Source organism: Microbispora sp. H13382 (genome assembly GCF_014161445.1).
Taxonomy (GTDB): Bacteria; Actinomycetota; Actinomycetes; order Streptosporangiales; family Streptosporangiaceae; genus Microbispora.
Window position 1 is genome coordinate 169989 of record NZ_JABBXA010000013.1, and the last position, 17892, is coordinate 187880.

The window sequence follows — 17892 nt, forward strand, 5'->3', positions numbered from 1 at the left end:
GGGGGCATCGTCCCGGAAGGCTCCTTTACCTGCTTGCCGGACGTGTTGCGCGTGCGGGGATTTCGCGCGCACAGGACCATCTCGTCCGGTTTGTCTCGTTACCGGCGTATAACGCCCTGAAGAGTAGATTTCTTACGCACGGTCAATCGGGCCGCATCGTAAGTGGGCGATCACGTGGGTTTCGGGGATCGATGGTCGGTCAGGAGCCGCATCGCGCTGTTCACCGGCACGGTGGTCGCCCTGCTGTGCGCCGGGTTTTCGGTCGTCCTGGTGTGGGCGCTGTACATGACGGCCGGCGAGAACCTCTTGAAGGAGGTGACGACGGCCGGTGCGCGGGTCGCCTACCTCGTGGACCGCGGGGAGGCCGGAAGCGTCCTGCCATACGATCCCCCCTCCGCGCGCGACCGGCCCGTCCAGGTGGTGGGCCCGCAGGGCAGGGTGCGTGCGGCGACGCCGGACATGGCCGGAAAGCCGGCCATGGCGACCTTCCGTCCCCGGCCGCCGCTCCGTAAGGCCATACGGGAGGTCTGCGACGGTGTCTTCGGCCGGGACGGATGTCACATCGTGGTCGCGCAGCAGGTCTATCGCGACGGCGGAGACTGGATCGTCTACAGCGCCGCGCCGGCCAACGCCTTCGACGTCCCGCCGGGCCTGGTGGCCGGCCTGGCCGTGGGATCGGTGCTCGTCACCGCCGCCGTCGCGTACGGCACCCGGCGAAGCGTCAAGCGCGCGCTCATGCCGGTGCGGGCGATCCGGGGCGAGCTCGACGAGATCAACGCCTCGGACCTCGGGCGGCGGGTGCCGGTCCCGGAGGCCAAAGGAGAGATCCGCGAGCTCGCGCAGAGCGTCAACTACACGCTGGACCGGCTGGAGGAGACGCTCGAACAGCAACGGCGCTTCACCTCCGACGCGTCCCACGAACTGCGCAGCCCGATCACCGCGATCCGCGCGCAGGTGGAGGGCGCGCTCCTCGCGCCACAGGAGTCCGACGTGAGCGAGATCGGGCAGGCCGTGCTGAAGAGCCTCGACCGGCTCCAGGCGATCGCCGCCGACCTGCTGACGCTGGCCCGCCTGGACGCGGGCGCGCCCTGCGAGCGAGAGCCGCTGGACCTCGGCCGGCTCGTGGCCGCCAAGCTGGACACCCGCCGCCCGCTCAGGAGGGTCGTCCCGAATCTTGCCCCCGGCGTGATCGTCCGGGGGGACCGCATCCGGCTCGGCCGCCTGGTCACCAGCCTGCTCGACAACGCCGAGCGGCACGCCGCGACCACCGTACGGCTGGCCGTGCGGCGGGAGGACGCGCCCGACGGCGACCCCCGCTTCCGCTCCGGCGCGGCCGTCCTCGAGGTGCTCGACGACGGCGCGGGCATCGCGCGGAACCAGCGGGAGCTTGTCTTCCAGCGGTTCACCCGGCTCGACACGGCGCGCAGCAGGAACGCCGGGGGCGCGGGCCTGGGCCTGCCCATCGCCCGGCAGATCGCCGAGAGCCACGGCGGCACTCTGACGATCATCGACAGCCCGCACGGCGCGTGTTTCCTCCTGCGCCTGCCGCTCTCCCGGGAGTCCTGATTTCCCGGGTCCGAAAACCGCTGCCGCTAATGTGTCATGCCCCACTACGCTCCTTACCGGCACATGAGCGGAGGGAATTGCACATATGCGACGGTGGCTTCCGTCTTTCATCCTGCTGGCGCTCGTCTGGGGGAACAGCTTCTTCTTCATCAAGGTGGCGCTCGGGAGCCTCCATCCGCTCCAGATCTCCTTCCTCCGGATGGCCGTCGGGGCGTTGACCCTGCTGGTCGCGGTGCTCGCGACCGGCCGCCGGCTGCCCCGCGACCCGCGCCTGTGGGGGCACTTCGCGGTCGCCTCCGTCGTGCTGACCACGGTGCCGTTCACTCTCTTCGGGTACGGCGAGCAGCACGTCTCCTCCGTCGTCGCGGCGATCTGGAACGCCACGACGCCGCTGTGCACGCTGCTGTTCGCGCTGCTCCTGCGCAGCGAGAAGGCGACGGCCGCCAGGGTGACCGGGCTCGGCCTCGGCTTCGCCGGCGTCATGGTGGTGCTGGGCGTGTGGCAGCCGATCTCCGGCGGCGCGGCCGTCGGCAGCCTGGCCTGCTTCGGCGCGGCCGCCTGCTACGGCGTGGGCGGGGCGTACATGGGCAGGTTCATCACCCCGCGCGGTGAGGAGCCGATGGTGCTGGCGGCCGCGCAGCTGGTCGCGGGAACGGCCGAACTCGCGGTGATCACGCCGCTCGCGGGGGTGAGCCTGGTCGAGGTCGACGTCCCTCTGACGGTCTGGGGCAGCCTCCTCGCGCTCGGCGCTTTCGGCACCGGCATCGCCTACCTGCTGCTGTACGGGATCCAGCGGAAGGTGGGAGTGACGGCCGCCTCTGCCGTGACCTACCTGATCCCGGTGTTCGCCGCCGCCTCCGGCGTGGTCTTCCTCGGCGAGCACCTGACCTGGAACCAGCCCGCCGGAGCGCTGGTGGTGCTGCTGGGCATCGCCGTGATCCAGGGGATCGTCCCCCGGCGCCGCGGCGGGCGTGCCGCCACGGCGGCACGCGCCGTCCCCGCCGAGACCGACGCCGCGGCCTGATCCGATCGGCGCGGCGCGCTCTCCGGCTCCTCAGCGGGCCGGGGGCGCCTCGGCCCGGCTCTCCGTGGTGGTGTCGTCGTCCCGCCTCGCACGCCGCTGTCTCGGCGTGGCCTTGCGTACCGTCGTGGCCGGAGCCTCCCCGCCGGGCGGGTCCGCGACCGTCCCGGCGGCGGTGGAGCCCGTGTCCGCACCGGCCGTCGGGGGCGGCTCCGGCGACCCGGGCGAGGGCCGCCGCTCCCCGGAGGAGGGATCGGGTGCCGCCGGGGCGGCGGGCCGTCCCGGCGATCCGTCCGCGCCCGGCTCGCCGGGCCATGGCGGGCGCAGCGCCGCGATGACCGCGTCGGCCTCGGCGTCGGCGGCGAACTCGCCGGCCGCCTCGGCCTCGCGCCGTTTGATCACCACCATGTGGTCGGCCGAGATGCGGCCCGCGCCGGTGACCGCCAGCAGCACGGAGGCGGCCCCGAGAGCCACGATCAGTTCGATGTCGCCCCCGGTGAGCGGCAGGCCGGTGTCCCCGGCCGTGAGCACGAACACCGCGAGGGCCTCGGCGAACAGCAGCAGTCCGACGACCGGCACGGCGAGGCCCGCGATCAGCAGCGTGCCGCCCACCAGCTCGGTCAGCATGGTCACCGGCGCCCACACGTGGGGCAGCGGGGCCTGCAGCTCGGTGAACTGGTCGGCGGTGGCGTTGAGGCCGGCTTCGAGCTTCTGCCAGCCGTTGGCGAAGAAGATCCCGCCGACGCCCATGCGGGCGGCCAGCGAGGCTAAGTCGTGCAGGGTTTTCTTCACCGAATCCTCCGGAGGAAGCCCGGCCCTTCAAAGCCGGGAGGAATAGGGATCCCCAAAGGGGTGGCCCGGCGAAGCCGGGATAGCCCAGAGCGCCAAGTGCGCACGACTTGCTCCTTCCACTGACCGACCAGGCAAAGGGCTAGTAAATCGCGAACATGCGTACGGCTTACAAGGTGCGGGTCTACCCCACCGACGAACAAGCTGCGGTGCTGAACCGCACGTTCGGCTGCGTACGCCTCGTGTGGAACAGCGTCCTGGCGTGGCGGCAGGCCCGCTACCACGCCGAGGGCGTGACGACCTCTTATGCACAATCGGACCGGTATCTGACCGAGCTGAAACGCGACGGCGGCCACGACTTCCTGTACGAGGTCTCCAGCGTCCCGTTGCAGCAGGCGTTGCGGCACCAGCACACGGCGTTTGTGAACTTCTTTGCGGGACGCGCGAAGTATCCGCGGTTCAAGTCCCGCCACGGCCGCCAGTCCGCGACCTACACCCGCTCGGCGTTCCGCTGGCGCGACGGGCGACTGTGGCTGGCCAAGATGGATGGCCCGATCGCGTTCGTATGGTCCTGGCCCGAACTTGACCCTGCCACGCTCAACCCGGCCACGGTGACCATCTCCAGAGACCCCGACGGCCGCTGGTACGCCTCCATCACGATAGAGACCGAGACCGAAGCTGAGCCGCTGCCCGCCACGGGCGGTCACGCCGGGGTCGACCTCGGAGTGACCGACTTCGCCGTCCTGTCCACGGGGGAGAAGATCCCCAACCCGCGCCATCTGGAGCGCAAGGCCAGGAATCTGGCCCGCTACCAGCGCAGGATGGCCCGCAAACAGCGCGGCAGCAACAACCGGGCCAAGGCCAGGGCGAAGGTCGCCCGCGCCCACACCAAGGTCCGCGACGCCCGCGCCGACTTCCTGCACCGCACCTCCACCCGGCTGGTCCGCGACCACGACCTCATCGTGATCGAAGATCTCAACATCAAAGGAATGGTCCGCAACCGCTGCCTGGCGCGGGCGATCTCCGATGCCGGGTGGGGCGAGTTCCGCCGCCAACTGGAGTACAAAGCCCAGCGGTTCGGGCGGCACCTGGTTGTGATCGACCGCTGGTTTCCCAGTTCGAAGACGTGCAGCGCGTGCGGGCACCTGCTCGCCGAACTCTCTCTGTCCACACGGCACTGGACGTGCCCGGACTGCGGCGCCCGGCACGACCGGGACGTCAACGCCGCCAAGAACATCCTGGCCGCTGGTCGAGCGGTGCCTGCCTGTGGAGCTGATGTGAGCCATTCCGGGTCCTCCCGGGTGCGGTCGGCTGCGAAGCAGGAAGCCCGGCCCGTGAGGGCGGGAGTCCTCCGCCATTAGGCGGGGGAGGAAGTCAAGGCTTCTCATCCTGGGGTGGGGGATGACTTGCCCGGACACTTCCCCGCCTGTGCCGCCGTCATGCGCCCGGCCGGCTCAGTCGCGTACGCCGCCGGGCTCCTCGGCGCCGGCGTCCGCAGGGGTGGGAACGTGGCGGGGCAGCAGCAGGGCCACGGCCAGCGCGGTGAGCCCGAGCAGTGCCACGCTGACGACGATGGTGGAGTGCAGGGCGGTGACGAAGGCCACACGGGCGGCGCCCAGCAGCGCGGCTCCGGTCGCGCCCGCCTCGCCGGCCGCGTGCGCGGCCGCGGCCAGCGACTCCCGGGCCTGCGCCATGAGCCCGGCCGGGATCCCGGGGACGGTCCCGAGCGAGGGGGCGTACACGATCGTGGTGATCGTGCCGAGGACGGCGATGCCGAGGCCCGCCCCGAGTTCGTAGGCCGTCTCCTCGATCGCGGCGGCGCCGCCCGCCCGTGCCTCCGGCACCGACGCCATGATCGTGTCGGACGCCGCCAGCAGGGCGACCTCGACGCCGAATCCGATGCCGACGAAGCAGACGGTCAGCATCACCGGATGCTGCTCGGTGCCCCAGCTCAGCACCGGGGTGAGGGACAGCGCGGTGAGGGCGAGACCGCCGCCGACCGTCGCGCGCAGCCCGATCCGCCCCAGCACGTGCGCGGCGGCCAGGCCGCCCGCGATGGCCGCGACCATGAGCGGCAGCATCCGCACGGCGGCCCGCAGGGGCGACAGCCCCAGCACGAGCTGGAGGTACTGCGCCAGCATCAGCTCCAGCCCGACCAGGGCGAAGATCGCCAGCAGCACGCAGCCGACGCCGGTCGCGAAGCCGCGCTGCGTGAACAGCCCGATGTCGAGCAGGGGGAAGTCGAGCCGCCGCTGCCGCCGCACGAACCAGACGAGCAGCGCGACGCCGGCCAGGAGGACGGCGAGCGAGGGACCGCGGCCCAGCAGGTGTCCCGACCCCGCCTCCTTCAGCCCGAACGCGACGGCCAGGATGCCGACGGTGGACAGCGCCGCGCTCAGCGCGTCCCACGGATGCTCGGCCCGCCGCGGCGAGGCAGGCAGGATGCGTACGGCGAGCGGCAGCGCGACCAGCAGCAGCGGGACGTTGATGAGGAAGACCGCGCCCCACCACAGATGCTCGACGAGGACCCCGCCGACCAGCGGCCCGACGGCCGCACCCGCGGCGGCGACGGCGCTCCACACGCCGAGGGCGATCGCCCGCTCGCGCCGGTCGGTGAACACCTGCCGGATGATCGAGAGCGTCGCCGGCATGATCATCGCGCCGCCGACGCCGAGGAACGCCCGCGAGGCGATGAGCGCGAGCGGGGTCGCGGCGAACGCGGCCGACAGCGAGGCCAGGCCGAACACCACGTAGCCGCCGAGCACGAAGGGCCGCCTGCCGTACCGGTCGCCCAGGGTGCCGAACGTGACCAGCAGCGGCGCGACGACCAGCGAGTAGATGTCGATGATCCACAACAGCTGCACGGACGACGGCTCCAGCGCCGCGGTGAGCGCCGGGACGGCGATGTGCAGCACGGTCGCGTCGACCGCGATCAGGAGCAGGCTGAAACACAGGAGCACGAGCACCGACCACCGGTTCGCCCGATGCTCGCGCAGGGCGCCTGCGGCGCGGACGGCGGCGGACTCGACCGAAACCATGATCATAGACCGCTCAGTGCTCCTGCCCGAAAATTCCGGCCCGCTGGAACATGCGTGGCAGCTTAGGCCATGGGAAGCGGATCTCTCAGCCCTTCCAGGGATGTCGGGAACATATCGCCGGATCCGTATCGCTCCAGGTGATCGAACAGGGGCCGGCGACGTGCGTCGTCCACCGTGCCGCAAGGGTCCACCCATTCCGTCCGCACGTGCGGTATAACCGGGGTCGAAGCGGGGAGGCGTCGATGCGGGACTCCGGCAGGGCACGGGCGGCGAGCCTCTTAAACCGGACTGCGGCACGTGATCTGTTCGAACAGGTGCGTTTCCGCTATTTCAGGCTTCCGCCGTTCGCGCGACGCGCGCTGTTCGCGGTGCTGCTGGTCGCGACAATGGGAGTGGCCGCGGCGCTGAACTGGTCGCTGATGCCCACGTTCATCTACACGTTCCTGGCGCTGTGCTTCCTCGCGCTGGCCCTCAGCTATCCGCGTGCCGCCGCGACCGTGCTCGTGCTCGCCGGATGGGGCCTGCTGCTGCCGCTGTTCATGGGTGCTTTCGGCGGGCAGTCGATCGTGCCCGGTCTGCTGATGCTGCTGGGCGCGCTGGCCGGTGGCGCGGCCCACCTGATCCGGTGGGTCCCGCCGTGGCTGACGACGCTGATGTCCCTCGTGCCCGCCGGGGTCGTCGCGCTGTCGCTGTCGCCGCTGTCGCCGGCCGCCGCCCTGTGGGGGGCGTACGGCGCGGCCGCCGCGGTGCTCCTCTACCGCCTGGTGCTCGCCCGCAAGGTGCGCGGCGAGGCGGAGCGGGAGGCGGCGGGCGCCGAGACCCAGGTGCAGGTGCGCGCATCCGGCAGGACAGGGGGGCCCGGCGGCCACCAGCCCGCCCCGGCCGAGGCCGCCGCTCCGCCGCCCATCACGGTCGAGCAGGCGCTCGCCGAGCTGGAGTCCATGATCGGCCTCGAACCGGTCAAGGAGCAGGTGCGCGCCATCGCCGCGTCGATCGAGGCGGCCCGGCTGCGCAGGGAGGCGGGCTACACCAACGAGCGGCCGATGCGCCACTTCGTGTTCGTCGGCCCTCCCGGCACCGGCAAGACCAGCGTCGCCCGGTCGCTCGCCAAGATCTTCTACGCGTTCGGGCTGCTGGAGACGCCGTTCGTGGTTGAGGCGCAGCGGGCCGACCTCGTGGGGGAGTACCTGGGGGCCACGGCCATCAAGACCAACGAGCTCATCGACCGCGCGCTCGGCGGGGTCCTCTTCGTCGACGAGGCGTACGGCCTCATCAACTCCGGCGACGGCCAGCCCGACCGGTTCGGCGCGGAGGCCGTGCAGACGCTGCTGAAGCGGGCCGAGGACGACCGCGAACGGCTCATCGTCATCCTGGCCGGCTACGAGCGGGAGATGAACGACTTCCTCGCGTCCAATCCGGGGCTGTCGAGCCGCTTCGCGACCCGGGTGCGCTTCCCCAGCTACAGCCCCGCGGAACTGCTGGAGATCACCGAGGCGCTGCAGCGGCGCCGGGGAGACCTGCTCGCCCCCGAGGCGCGTCCCGTGCTGCGCCGGCTGTTCGAGGACGTGCACCGCCGGGCGCTCGTCGACGACCTCGGCAACGCGCGATTCGCCCGCAGCCTCGCCGAGGCCGCCGCACAGGCCCGCGACGTGCGCGTGGTGAGCGCGGGCGGGGCGCCGCGCGGGGAGGACCTGGTCACCGTCACCGCCGACGACGTGACCAAGGCGTTCAACGAGATCACCGCGCGATACCGCGGCTACCAGGTCACCCCGACCCTGGACGAGGCGCTCACGGACCTCGACAGGATGGCCGGCCTCGACCCGGTCAAGCGGCAGGTCCACGCGATCACCGCCCAGCTCAAGGTGGCCAGGATGCGGCAGGAGCAGGGCCTGCCGGTCCAGTCGCAGATGCGGCACATCGTGTTCGTCGGCCCTCCGGGCACCGGCAAGACGACCGTCGCGCGGATCCTCGGCCGGATCTTCTCGGCCCTGGGCCTGCTGGCCCGGCCCGACGTGGTCGAGGCGTCGCGGGCCGACCTGGTCGGCCAGCATCTGGGCGCGACCGCGATCAAGACCAACGAGCTGGTCGACCGCGCGCTCGGCGGCGTGCTGTTCATCGACGAGGCGTACAGCCTGGTCAACACCGGATACTCGGGGGGCGACGCCTTCGGGGCCGAGGCGGTGCAGACCCTGCTGAAGCGGGCCGAGGACGACCGCGACCGTCTGGTCGTCATCCTGGCGGGCTACGAGCGCGAGATGGACGCGTTCCTGGCGACCAATCCCGGCCTGGCCTCCCGGTTCAACCAGCGCGTGTCGTTCCCCTCCTACTCGCCGTCCGAGCTGACCGAGATCGCGGAGCTGCTCGCCGCGCGGAGCGGCGACAGGTTCGACGCCTCCGCCGCACGGGACCTCGCGGACGTCTTCGACTGGGTCTGCCGGGAGGGGCTCATCGACGGGCTGGGCAACGGCCGCTTCGCCCGGTCCCTGTACGAGCGGGCCGCGCTGCGGCGCGACGTCCGCCTCGCCGAGCAGGGATCGGCGAACGCCGCCGAGCTGACGACGATCACCAGCGAGGACGTCCGCAGCGCGGTGGACGAGTTGTCCTGATGTCGTAGGGAAATCCACAGGGCGCGTGTCCCGATGGCCGACGGTCGTCACTTCCTGCTACTAATCGACAGCGTAGGGTAGCCAGGAGGATCGGAGAAGCACGTGAGAGCACGATGGCCGGTTGCCCTGGCCGCACTGGCCGCTCTGTGGGCCGTCGGCGCCTGCGGCGTGCAGCGGGGGCCGGGCGAACCGGACACCGGGCTCGCCCCCTCCCCGGTCAGGGCGTACGACATCAACCCGCTGGCTCGTGACAAGGTCAAGGACGGCGGCACGCTCCGGTGGGGGCTCACCGACTTCCCGTCCCAGTGGAACCGCAACCACGTCGACGGCGACACCACCGCCGTCAAGGTGGTGACGGACGCGTTGCTGCCGCGCACGTTCCGGTCGGACGCGCGGGGGCGGCTGACCATCGACACCGACTACGTGACCAACGCCAGGATCACCGCGACCTCCCCCCGCCAGGTCGTCACCTACTCGATCAACCCCAAGGCGAAGTGGTCGGACGGCAGGCCGATCACCTGGACGGACTTCGCCGCGCAGTGGAAGGCCATGAGCGGCCGCGACCGGGACTACCGGGTCGACTCGACCATCGCGTACGAGAACATCCAGAGCGTGGCCCGGGGCGCGAGCGACCGCGAGGTGGTGGTCACCCTCGCCCAGCCGTTCAACGAGTGGCAGTCCCTGTTCACGCCGCTGTATCCCGGCACCACCAACGCGACCGCGGCGGCGTTCAACGCCGACTGGATCAACCGCATCCCGGTGACCGCGGGGCCGTTCAAGGTGGAGAGCCTCGATGTCAAGGGCAAGACGGTCACGCTCACTCGCAATCCCGGCTGGTGGGGCAACCGGGCGAAGCTGGACGGCATCGTGTTCCGCGCCGTGCGCCCCGACCAGATGGTCCACGCGTTCACCAAGGGGGACGTGGACGTCTTCGAGGTGGGCCCGTCCCCCGGCGACTACGCGCGGGTCAGGGAGGCGTGGGACGCCGTGATCCGGCAGGCCGCCGGCACCCAGTACCGGCAGTTCACCTTCAACGGGGAGAGCCCGGTCCTGGCCGACGCGCGGGTGCGCGAGGCCGTCGCGGCGGCGCTCGACCGCCGCGGTCTCATGCAGGCGGACCTGAAGGGCCTCGGCTGGCCGGCCGTGACGCTGGACAACCACTTCCTCATGAACAGCCAGTACGGCTACCGGGCCAACGCCGGCGAGATCGGCGCGTACGACCCGGGGCGGGCCGGGCGGCTTCTCGACCAGGCGGGCTGGAGGCTGTCGGGCAAGACGCGCGTGAAGAACGGCAAACCGCTCACGCTGCGCTTCGTCGTCCCCGACGGGATCGTCATGAGCGGCGTCGAGGCCGACTCCGCCCGGCAGATGCTGCAGCGCGTCGGCATCCGGGTCGAGGTGCGCAGGGTGTCCTTCGACGACTTCTTCGGCAAGCACCTCATCCCCGGTGACTTCGACATCACCGCCTTCGCCTACCCGAGCACGCCGTACCCCGTCTCGGGCGCCTTCGACATCTACGCCGACGGCGAGAGCGGCGGCCGGGGCGACGACACCGAGTGGTACGCCAACATCGGGCGCAGCGGCAGCAAGCAGATCGACGAGGCGATGTACCGCGCCGGCAGCACGCTCGACGCCGACAAGGTGCCCGGCCTGCTCAACGAGGCCGACCGGATGGTCTGGAAGAAGGTCAACGTGCTGCCGCTCTACCAGTGCCCGCAGGGCGTGGCGGTGCGGTCCGCGCTCGCCAACATCGGCGCCAACGGGTTCCACGACCTCAGGTACGAGGACATCGGCTACGCCTCCTGAGCGGCGGCCGCCCGGGCCGGAGGGGCCGTCAGGCGGGAGGCTCGTCCGGGATGTCGGCGATGTCGTCCAGGGCGGCGGCCAGCTCGTCCGGGTGGTCGCCGATCCGCTCGGCGATCTCGATGAGGACGTGCAGCACGTCGTGCCGGTCGTGCCCCAGGTCGATCAGGCGCTGGGCGGCCTCCCACAGCTGCGGCGGGTCGCCCACCCACAGCCGCCCGGCGATCTCCTCGTGCCAGGCGAGGTGCTCCTCCAGGTCCGTACGGCCCAGCTCACCGGCGTGGTCGATCTCCAGCAGGATGCGCCGGTCGGCCTCGTCCGCCGGGTTCAGCAGGTCGAGGTTGGTCGATCCGCGCATGCCCTGCAGCAAGGGGAACGCGAACGCGCGCCGGGCCAGCGCGGACAGGTCGCCGTCCGGCAGCAGCCGTTCCACGAGAGAGCGGTCCAGCCCGAAGGTGGCCGGGTCGCGGTAGGCCTCGGTGAACCGGGCGGTCGCCTCCCAGACCGCGTCGAGCGTGGCCCGCACGCCCTCCTCGGGCAGCCCGATCCGGGGGCCGGCGAAACGCACCCACGCCGACAGCACGTGCGGCATCGCGTCCTGCTCCGCCGGGGTGAGCAGGACCTTGCGAGGCAGCCAGTCGAGCAGGAACGTCTCGCACTTGGTCGGGCTCACCCGCATCGGCCGGCCGAAGTCCTGGTCGCAGCCGTGGTCGATGATGTGGTCGGCGCACCGGGAGGCGGCCGAGGGATCCGACAGGTTCTCCGCCGCGTCCGAGGCGAGGAACTCGGCCGCCAGCATCGCGCGGCGGTCGCGGCTGTAGGGCGCCTCCGTGTGCGCGGGGGCGGGCCGCATCCGCCCGGGCGGCAGCGCCTTGATCCGCGCCCGCGCGAAGGCGTGGTAGGCGCTGTAGCTGTCGCTCACCAGCTTCGGGCCGCCACGGCCGTGCGCGGCGGCGCTGGTGGCCTTCATGGCGAACTCCAGCAGCGCCCGCGCCTGCTGCGGCTCCAGCTCCTCGAACCGCAGCAGCGCGTTGCCCGCCGCCTCCAGCCTGGCCTGCTCCAGAAGCTTTTCGACCTGGGACGACACCCACGCGTCGCGGGCCATCCCGCCCATGTTGTAGTCGACGACCACGACCAGCGCGTGCCGGTCCTCGCCGTTGTAGGCGAACGTGCACACCACGGTGTCCTGGTCGCCGTACACGTCCCTGGAGACGTAGCAGCCGGTCGGTTTGACGGCGCCGACGCGGTCCGCCCAGCGGGGCCGGGCCACGTCGGACTCCATCAGCGCGAGCGCCGCGCCCTCCGCCTTGGCCGCCTGGCGGGCGGTGCCGAGATAGGCGACCGAGACGAGCAGGGTGAGCGCGGCCGGCGTGCCGGCCTTGGCGGCGTAGTCCACCAGGCCCTCGCCGAGGATCTGCTCGACGTCGCCGCCGCGCAGCCGCCTGCCCCACCAGGCGCCGAGCATGTCGGAGACCATGAGCTCCGCGTCGAGCGGACTGCGCACGGCGAGCAGCTCCCTGGCCGCCAGCAGCATCTCCGCGAACACGTCGTCCGGCGGCCGGGTCTCCCGGGGGTCACGTCGGCGCCGGCGACTCACGAGATCTCGCTCCGCTCGCTCACGGTCACCACCTTCTCGCATTCCCGCCGCGAAGGGCATCAGGAACACGGGCCGGTGACTTCCCCGTTATCTGCCGCTCCAGCCTTTCCCAGACTACGGCGGCGGGCCGGGGCGACGGTCGTGCGAGCGTCGTGCGCCGCCTCACCTCCGGGAAGGCGGCGCCGAGTTCACGAGACCCAGGAGGCGTTCCCGGGCGACCCGCTCGACGATCTCCGGTGTGACGTCGAGTCCCAGGTGCTCCCCGCACACCCATGCGTCGGCGACGCAGCGGGCGACGGCGGACAGGGGGACGGTCAGGAATTCCGCGGCCAGACGATCGGTCACCAGCTCCGCCGGTTCGCGGAGACCCGGCTCCGGTGATGGGCCGCCACTGATTCGTGCTGCGAGTACGGGCATGGACTGCATTCCTCGCTGAATGGGGACCTGCCGCCCCTTATTCCACCTCTTTCCCGGGCAGTGTCAAGCCTTGGCGGGCCACCGCGTGGGAAGCTTGACCCATGCGCATCCGGCTCGCCCAGGATCCCGAGGCCGACGAGCTGCTCGGCCGCAGCCCCCTCGCACTGCTCGTCGGCATGCTGCTCGACCAACAGGTGCCACTGGAGCGGGCCTTCGCGGGGCCCGGCGCGATCGCCGACCGGCTCGGCCGCGACCTGGACGCGCGTGAGATCGCCTCCTATGATCCTGACCAGTTCGCGGCACTGTTCGCGGCGGCGCCCGCCGTTCATCGGTATCCGAAGGCGATGGCGGCCCGCGTCCAGGCGCTCGCGACATATCTCGTCGAGCACTACGATGGCTCGGCCGAGAAGGTATGGGAGGATGCCCGCGACGGTGCCGAGCTGCTGCGCCGGCTGCTGGCCCTCCCCGGATTCGGCCGGCAGAAGGCCCAGATCTTCCTGGCCCTGCTGGGCAAACAGTGCGGCGTGCGCCCGGACGGCTGGCGTGAGGCGGCCGGGCCGTACGGCGAGGAGGGGGTGCACCGGTCGGTGGCCGACGTCGTGGACGCCGAGAGCCTGCAACTGGTTCGCGCGACCAAGCAGGAAGCGAAGCGGGCCGCCAAGAAGTAGGCCCGATCCTCCTGCGCGAGGCGCCGGTCTTTTGACAGGATGCGTTGACCGCATGCCGGGCGGGGCTTCCGTCCGCGTATGCCGATCGCCCATGATGTAGGGCAGATCTGCGCTACCAATCACAGTTATGGAGATGTGCCTCGTGGGAGACGCTGGCACGCGACGGAGGTGCCGACCATGAGCGCCGAAACCTCCGTGCCCCGGCCCCGGGAGCCCGGTTTGGACATATCAGACTCCGACCTCTTCAGAGGCCTGATGTCGGAGGCGCCGTTTGCCTTCGCGTTTTTCGACCCGGATGGGCGTTTCGTCCGGGTCAACTCCACCTTTACCGAGCTGACCGGCCATCCTGTCGAGCTGCATCTTGACCGCCAACCGGCCGAGTTGCTGCCGGCCGACCTGAGCACCCTGATCGAGGCGGCGCTGGGCCGGATCGCCGACGAGGCGCTGCCGATCACCGACCAGCGGATCAGGACCCGCGCGGAGAACGGCGACAGCCGCCACTGGACGGTGTCGTTCTTCCCGCTGCACGGCGACGACGGCGTCATCGGGACCGCGCTCTTCGGGGTCGACGTGACCGAGCGGCAGCTGAACGAGGAGGTGCTGGAGCGCAGCGAGGAGCGCTACCGCTCGCTGGTGGAGTCGCAGCAGCAGCTGGTGTGGATCAGCTCGCCCAGCGGCTCGGTGGCCGAGGACGCGCCCCAGTGGCGCGCCATCACCGGTCAGGGCCTGGAGGAGTACCTCGCGCACGGCTGGCTGGACGCGGTGCACCCCGACGACCGTCCCGGCACCGAGGAGGCGTGGCGCGAGGCGCTGCGCGGCCGCACGATGTTCGAGTGGAGCTACCGGGTGCGCACCCGGGCCAGCGGCTACCGGCACTTCGAGGTCCGGGCCGTGCCGATCGTCAGGCACGGCCGCGTGGTGGAGTGGGTCGGGGCCAACACCGACGTCACGCCGCAGCGCGAGGCCGAGGAGATGCGCGGCCGCCTCACCGACCAGCTCGGCGCCGCCGCGCTGCGCACCGCCCGCCTCCAGGGCGCGACCGCCCAGCTCGCCGAGGCGCTCACCGTCGAGCAGGTGGTGCAGGTCATCATCGACGTCGGCCGTACGGCCCTCGCCGCCGATCACTCGTCCGTCGCGCTGCTCGACCCGGACCGGGCCACGCTGAAGGTGATCAACAGCGGCGGCACCCCGGACGCCCCGGGCGAGGAGATCGACCTCGCGCACCCCAACGTGATGACGATGGCGGTCAACAGCCGCCGCCCGCTCTTCGCCGAGTCCCCCGACAGCCTGCGCGCCCAGCTCGTCGACGCCGGCGCCGACGAGGCGCGGATCTCCGGCTTCCTGGCGCAGTCGGACGAGCGGGCCTGGGTGGGTCTGCCGCTGCTCGCGGCCGGCCGGGCGCTCGGCGCGCTGCGGTTCTCGTTCATGCGGACCCAGAAGATCTCACAGGAGGACGGCGTCTTCCTGGAGGCGCTGGCCGGCCAGTGCGCCCTCGCGGTCGAGCGGGCCACGCTGTTCGAGCGCGAGCACAAGACGGCCGAGACGCTGCAGCGCAGCCTGCTGCCCGAGCGCCTGCCGGTGGTGCGGGGGATGACGCTCGCCTACCGCTTCCGCTCCGGCTCACGCCACGTGCAGGTGGGCGGCGACTGGTACGACGCGTTCGTCCTGCAGGACGGCCGGGTGGCGGCGGTGGTGGGCGACGTCATGGGCAAGGGCGTCAAGGCCGCCGCGGGCATGGGCCGGATCCGCAACGCCATGCGGGCGCTCGCGCTGACGAACCCGCCCCCGGCGGCGGTGCTGACGGGACTCGACCGCGTCTTCGAGGCGACCGAGGAGGAGGAGCAGGTCACCACCCTGGCGTACATGGTCGTCGAGCCGGGGACCGGGGAGGGCACGCTGGCCCTGGCCGGTCACCCGCCGCCGCTGCTGGTCTCGCCGCAGGGCGTCGGGCTGCTGCACGAGACCGAGCCCGGCACCCCGCTCGGCTGGGCCACGAGCCGCAAGCAGTTCAGGTTCTGCGTGCCGCCGGGTCACACCGCCGTCCTGTACTCGGATGGTTTGGTGGAGAACCGCAAGCGCGGGCTGGATGCCGGACTCAGGGAGCTTTCGTCCGTAGTGGCCGAAGCGCCCCCGGAGGTCCTGAACAGCCCGAATATGCTGCTCGATTTCCTGGTGGACCACATGCTGTCCGGGTATGAACAGGACGATGACGTAACGGTACTCGCGGTCCACGTCCCACCGGCCACGAAGAGTGACTGAATGAAACAGTCATAACGGTTGCTTTCGGGTATCAGTGACCTCCTTCCGTACGCACTAGTGTCTCGGTCGGCCTAGGGTGGAGGGGCAACCCGGCGGGACGCGGCCGTATCACGTGCCGTGGCGTGCCACAATGGCATGTCGCGGTCTGCGCGACCTCACCACCGGAAAAGAAGAAGCACCTGGGTCCATTCTCGCCATGCGTTCGTTCGAGAGGTGTTCGTGTCGCCTGCAAGTTCGACTCGCTCGAAGCCGTCGGAGCTGAACGAGCCAGTGATTCAGCAGCTCCTCGAGCGTGGGCGCTCGCAGGGTTTCCTCGAGTCCGAGGATGTCCGCAAGGCCTTCGAGGAAGCGGACATCCCGATGTCGCAAGCCGCTGGATTCCTGCGCAGCCTCAGCAAGGAGGGTGTGACCGTCGTGGTGACGGCCGCCGACTCCGCGGCTCCCAAGCGCTCTCGAGGTCAAGCCAAGCGCCGCACCACCGCGCCCGTCAAGAAGACCACCAAATCCGCGGCGGCCAAGGAGTCGCAGCCGGAGACCGTGACCGCAGTGGTCACCGACTCCGCGCCGGCGCCGAAGAGGCCCGCCCCGGCCAAGCCCGCGCCCGCCGCCAAGCCGGCTGCCGCCAAGGCTCCGGCGAAGCCCGCTCCGCCGAAGAAGGCCGCGCCCGCCAAGCCGGAGGCCCCCGCCGCGGGGCCCGAGGGCAAGGCGCCGAAGGCCGACTCCAAGCCGAAGTCGGCCGACATCGCCGAGGACGACGAGGACATCGACCTCGAAGGTGACGTCGAGATCGAGGACTTCGACATCGAGGTCGAGGACGTCGAGATCGACGCCGAGGCGGAGACCGAGGAGGCCGACGCCGAACCCGAGGGGGAGACCGAGGGCGAAGAGCCCAAGGCCGAGGCGCTCGTCCAGTCCGAGGACGAGGTACTGATCCTCACCGACGACGATGACGACGCGCCCGTCGCCCAGGTCGCGGCGGCCGGCGCCACCGCCGACCCGGTGAAGGACTACCTCAAGCAGATCGGCAAGGTGCCGCTCCTCAACGCCGAGCAGGAGGTCGAGCTCGCCAAGCGGATCGAGGCCGGCCTGTTCGCCGAGGAGCAGCTCGCCCAGGAGGCCGACGGCCTGCCCGTCGACGTCCGCGCCGAGCTGGAGTGGATCGCCGAGGACGGCCACCGTGCCAAGAACCACCTGCTGGAGGCCAACCTCCGTCTCGTGGTCTCGCTGGCCAAGCGGTACACCGGCCGCGGCATGCTGTTCCTGGACCTGATCCAGGAGGGCAACCTGGGCCTGATCCGCGCCGTCGAGAAGTTCGACTACACCAAGGGCTACAAGTTCTCGACGTACGCCACATGGTGGATCCGGCAGGCGATCACCCGGGCCATGGCCGACCAGGCGCGGACCATCCGCATCCCGGTCCACATGGTCGAGGTGATCAACAAGCTGGCCCGTGTCCAGCGGCAGATGCTGCAGGACCTCGGCCGCGAGCCCACGCCGGAGGAGCTGGCCCGCGAGCTCGACATGACCCCCGAGAAGGTCATCGAGGTGCAGAAGTACGGCCGCGAGCCGATCTCCCTGCACACTCCGCTGGGTGAGGAGGGCGACAGCGAGTTCGGCGACCTCATCGAGGACTCCGAGGCCATCGTCCCGGCCGACGCCGTCAGCTTCACGCTGCTGCAGGAGCAGCTGCACTCCGTTCTCGACACGCTGTCGGAGCGGGAGGCGGGCGTGGTGTCGATGCGGTTCGGCCTCACCGACGGGCAGCCGAAGACCCTCGACGAGATCGGGAAGGTCTACGGCGTGACCCGTGAGCGGATCCGCCAGATCGAGTCCAAGACCATGTCGAAGCTGCGGCACCCCTCCCGGTCCCAGGTGCTGCGCGACTACCTGGACTGACGCACGAGTCGATCGTCCCCCGGCCACGTACGGCCGAGGGGGCGATGGCGTAGGAGTGTCTCGCAGATCTCGCCGTAGCGAGGCGCCGCCTGGGTGACCGCAGTAGGCGAAAGATCTAAGGGAGACGACTTTACACCCCCGTAACCTCGTGGTAGCGCCCCGGGCACGTCGAGGCTCCTAGGCTCGCGCCTCATGGGAGTGATCGAAGTGGATCGGGCGCGTGCTCGGGGGC

General features: G+C 71.2%; 12 protein-coding genes. 8 read left to right on the forward strand and 4 right to left on the reverse strand.

Annotated elements, in window-relative coordinates; genetic code table 11:
• The first annotated feature begins 174 nt into the window (after positions 1-174).
• Both HHX41_RS25010 and HHX41_RS25015 read left to right on the forward strand, forming a co-directional pair.
• Positions 175-1566: an ATP-binding protein gene (locus HHX41_RS25010; RefSeq protein ID WP_310742163.1), complete on the forward strand. Its 1392-nt coding sequence runs from the start codon at positions 175-177 to the stop codon at positions 1564-1566.
• A gap of 85 nt (positions 1567-1651) precedes the next feature.
• Positions 1652-2590 (forward strand): DMT family transporter, encoded by a 939-nt coding sequence (locus HHX41_RS25015; protein WP_182907937.1) that lies wholly within the window; start codon positions 1652-1654, stop codon positions 2588-2590.
• Positions 2591-2620: 30 nt separating this feature from the next.
• Here the strand turns inward: HHX41_RS25015 and HHX41_RS25020 are convergent, their stop codons facing one another.
• Positions 2621-3379, reverse strand: a complete 759-nt coding sequence (locus tag HHX41_RS25020; protein WP_169984620.1) for a DoxX family protein — start codon at positions 3377-3379, stop codon at positions 2621-2623.
• Positions 3380-3534: 155 nt separating this feature from the next.
• Here HHX41_RS25020 and HHX41_RS25025 point away from each other — a divergent pair, with 155 nt between their 5' ends.
• Complete coding sequence (locus HHX41_RS25025) at positions 3535-4737, forward strand: RNA-guided endonuclease TnpB family protein (protein ID WP_182907938.1); 1203 nt, start codon at positions 3535-3537, stop codon at positions 4735-4737.
• Between the two features lie 93 nt (positions 4738-4830).
• Here HHX41_RS25025 and HHX41_RS25030 read toward each other — a convergent pair whose 3' ends face one another.
• Positions 4831-6420, reverse strand: coding sequence for an MFS transporter (locus HHX41_RS25030; RefSeq protein ID WP_182907939.1), 1590 nt, complete (start codon positions 6418-6420; stop codon positions 4831-4833).
• Between the two features lie 236 nt (positions 6421-6656).
• Here HHX41_RS25030 and HHX41_RS25035 point away from each other — a divergent pair, with 236 nt between their 5' ends.
• Together HHX41_RS25035 and HHX41_RS25040 are read left to right on the forward strand one after the other, a co-directional pair.
• Positions 6657-9020 (forward strand): AAA family ATPase, encoded by a 2364-nt coding sequence (locus HHX41_RS25035; RefSeq protein ID WP_182907940.1) that lies wholly within the window; start codon positions 6657-6659, stop codon positions 9018-9020.
• A 102-nt stretch (positions 9021-9122) separates the two neighbouring features.
• Positions 9123-10826, forward strand: a complete 1704-nt coding sequence (locus tag HHX41_RS25040; RefSeq protein WP_182907941.1) for an ABC transporter family substrate-binding protein — start codon at positions 9123-9125, stop codon at positions 10824-10826.
• Positions 10827-10854: 28 nt separating this feature from the next.
• Here the strand turns inward: HHX41_RS25040 and HHX41_RS25045 are convergent, their stop codons facing one another.
• Positions 10855-12357 carry a hypothetical protein gene (locus HHX41_RS25045; protein ID WP_169984824.1) on the reverse strand — a complete coding sequence of 501 codons (1503 nt, stop codon included), beginning with the start codon at positions 12355-12357 and terminating at the stop codon, positions 10855-10857.
• 225 nt (positions 12358-12582) lie between these two features.
• Positions 12583-12765, reverse strand: a complete 183-nt coding sequence (locus HHX41_RS25050) for a hypothetical protein (protein ID WP_396705307.1) — start codon at positions 12763-12765, stop codon at positions 12583-12585.
• A 173-nt stretch (positions 12766-12938) separates the two neighbouring features.
• On the opposite strand from HHX41_RS25050, the gene HHX41_RS25055 reads away from it, so the two are divergent.
• The 3 genes from HHX41_RS25055 to HHX41_RS25065 all read left to right on the forward strand — a co-directional run bounded on the left by HHX41_RS25055 (position 12939) and on the right by HHX41_RS25065 (position 17660).
• Positions 12939-13505 (forward strand): HhH-GPD-type base excision DNA repair protein, encoded by a 567-nt coding sequence (locus HHX41_RS25055; RefSeq protein ID WP_182907942.1) that lies wholly within the window; start codon positions 12939-12941, stop codon positions 13503-13505.
• Positions 13506-13682: 177 nt separating this feature from the next.
• A complete protein-coding gene (locus HHX41_RS25060; RefSeq protein WP_182907943.1) occupies positions 13683-15764 on the forward strand; it encodes a SpoIIE family protein phosphatase in 2082 nt (693 codons plus the stop codon).
• 219 nt (positions 15765-15983) lie between these two features.
• Positions 15984-17660 (forward strand): RNA polymerase sigma factor, encoded by a 1677-nt coding sequence (locus tag HHX41_RS25065; RefSeq protein WP_310742164.1) that lies wholly within the window; start codon positions 15984-15986, stop codon positions 17658-17660.
• Positions 17661-17892: the final 232 nt, after the last annotated feature.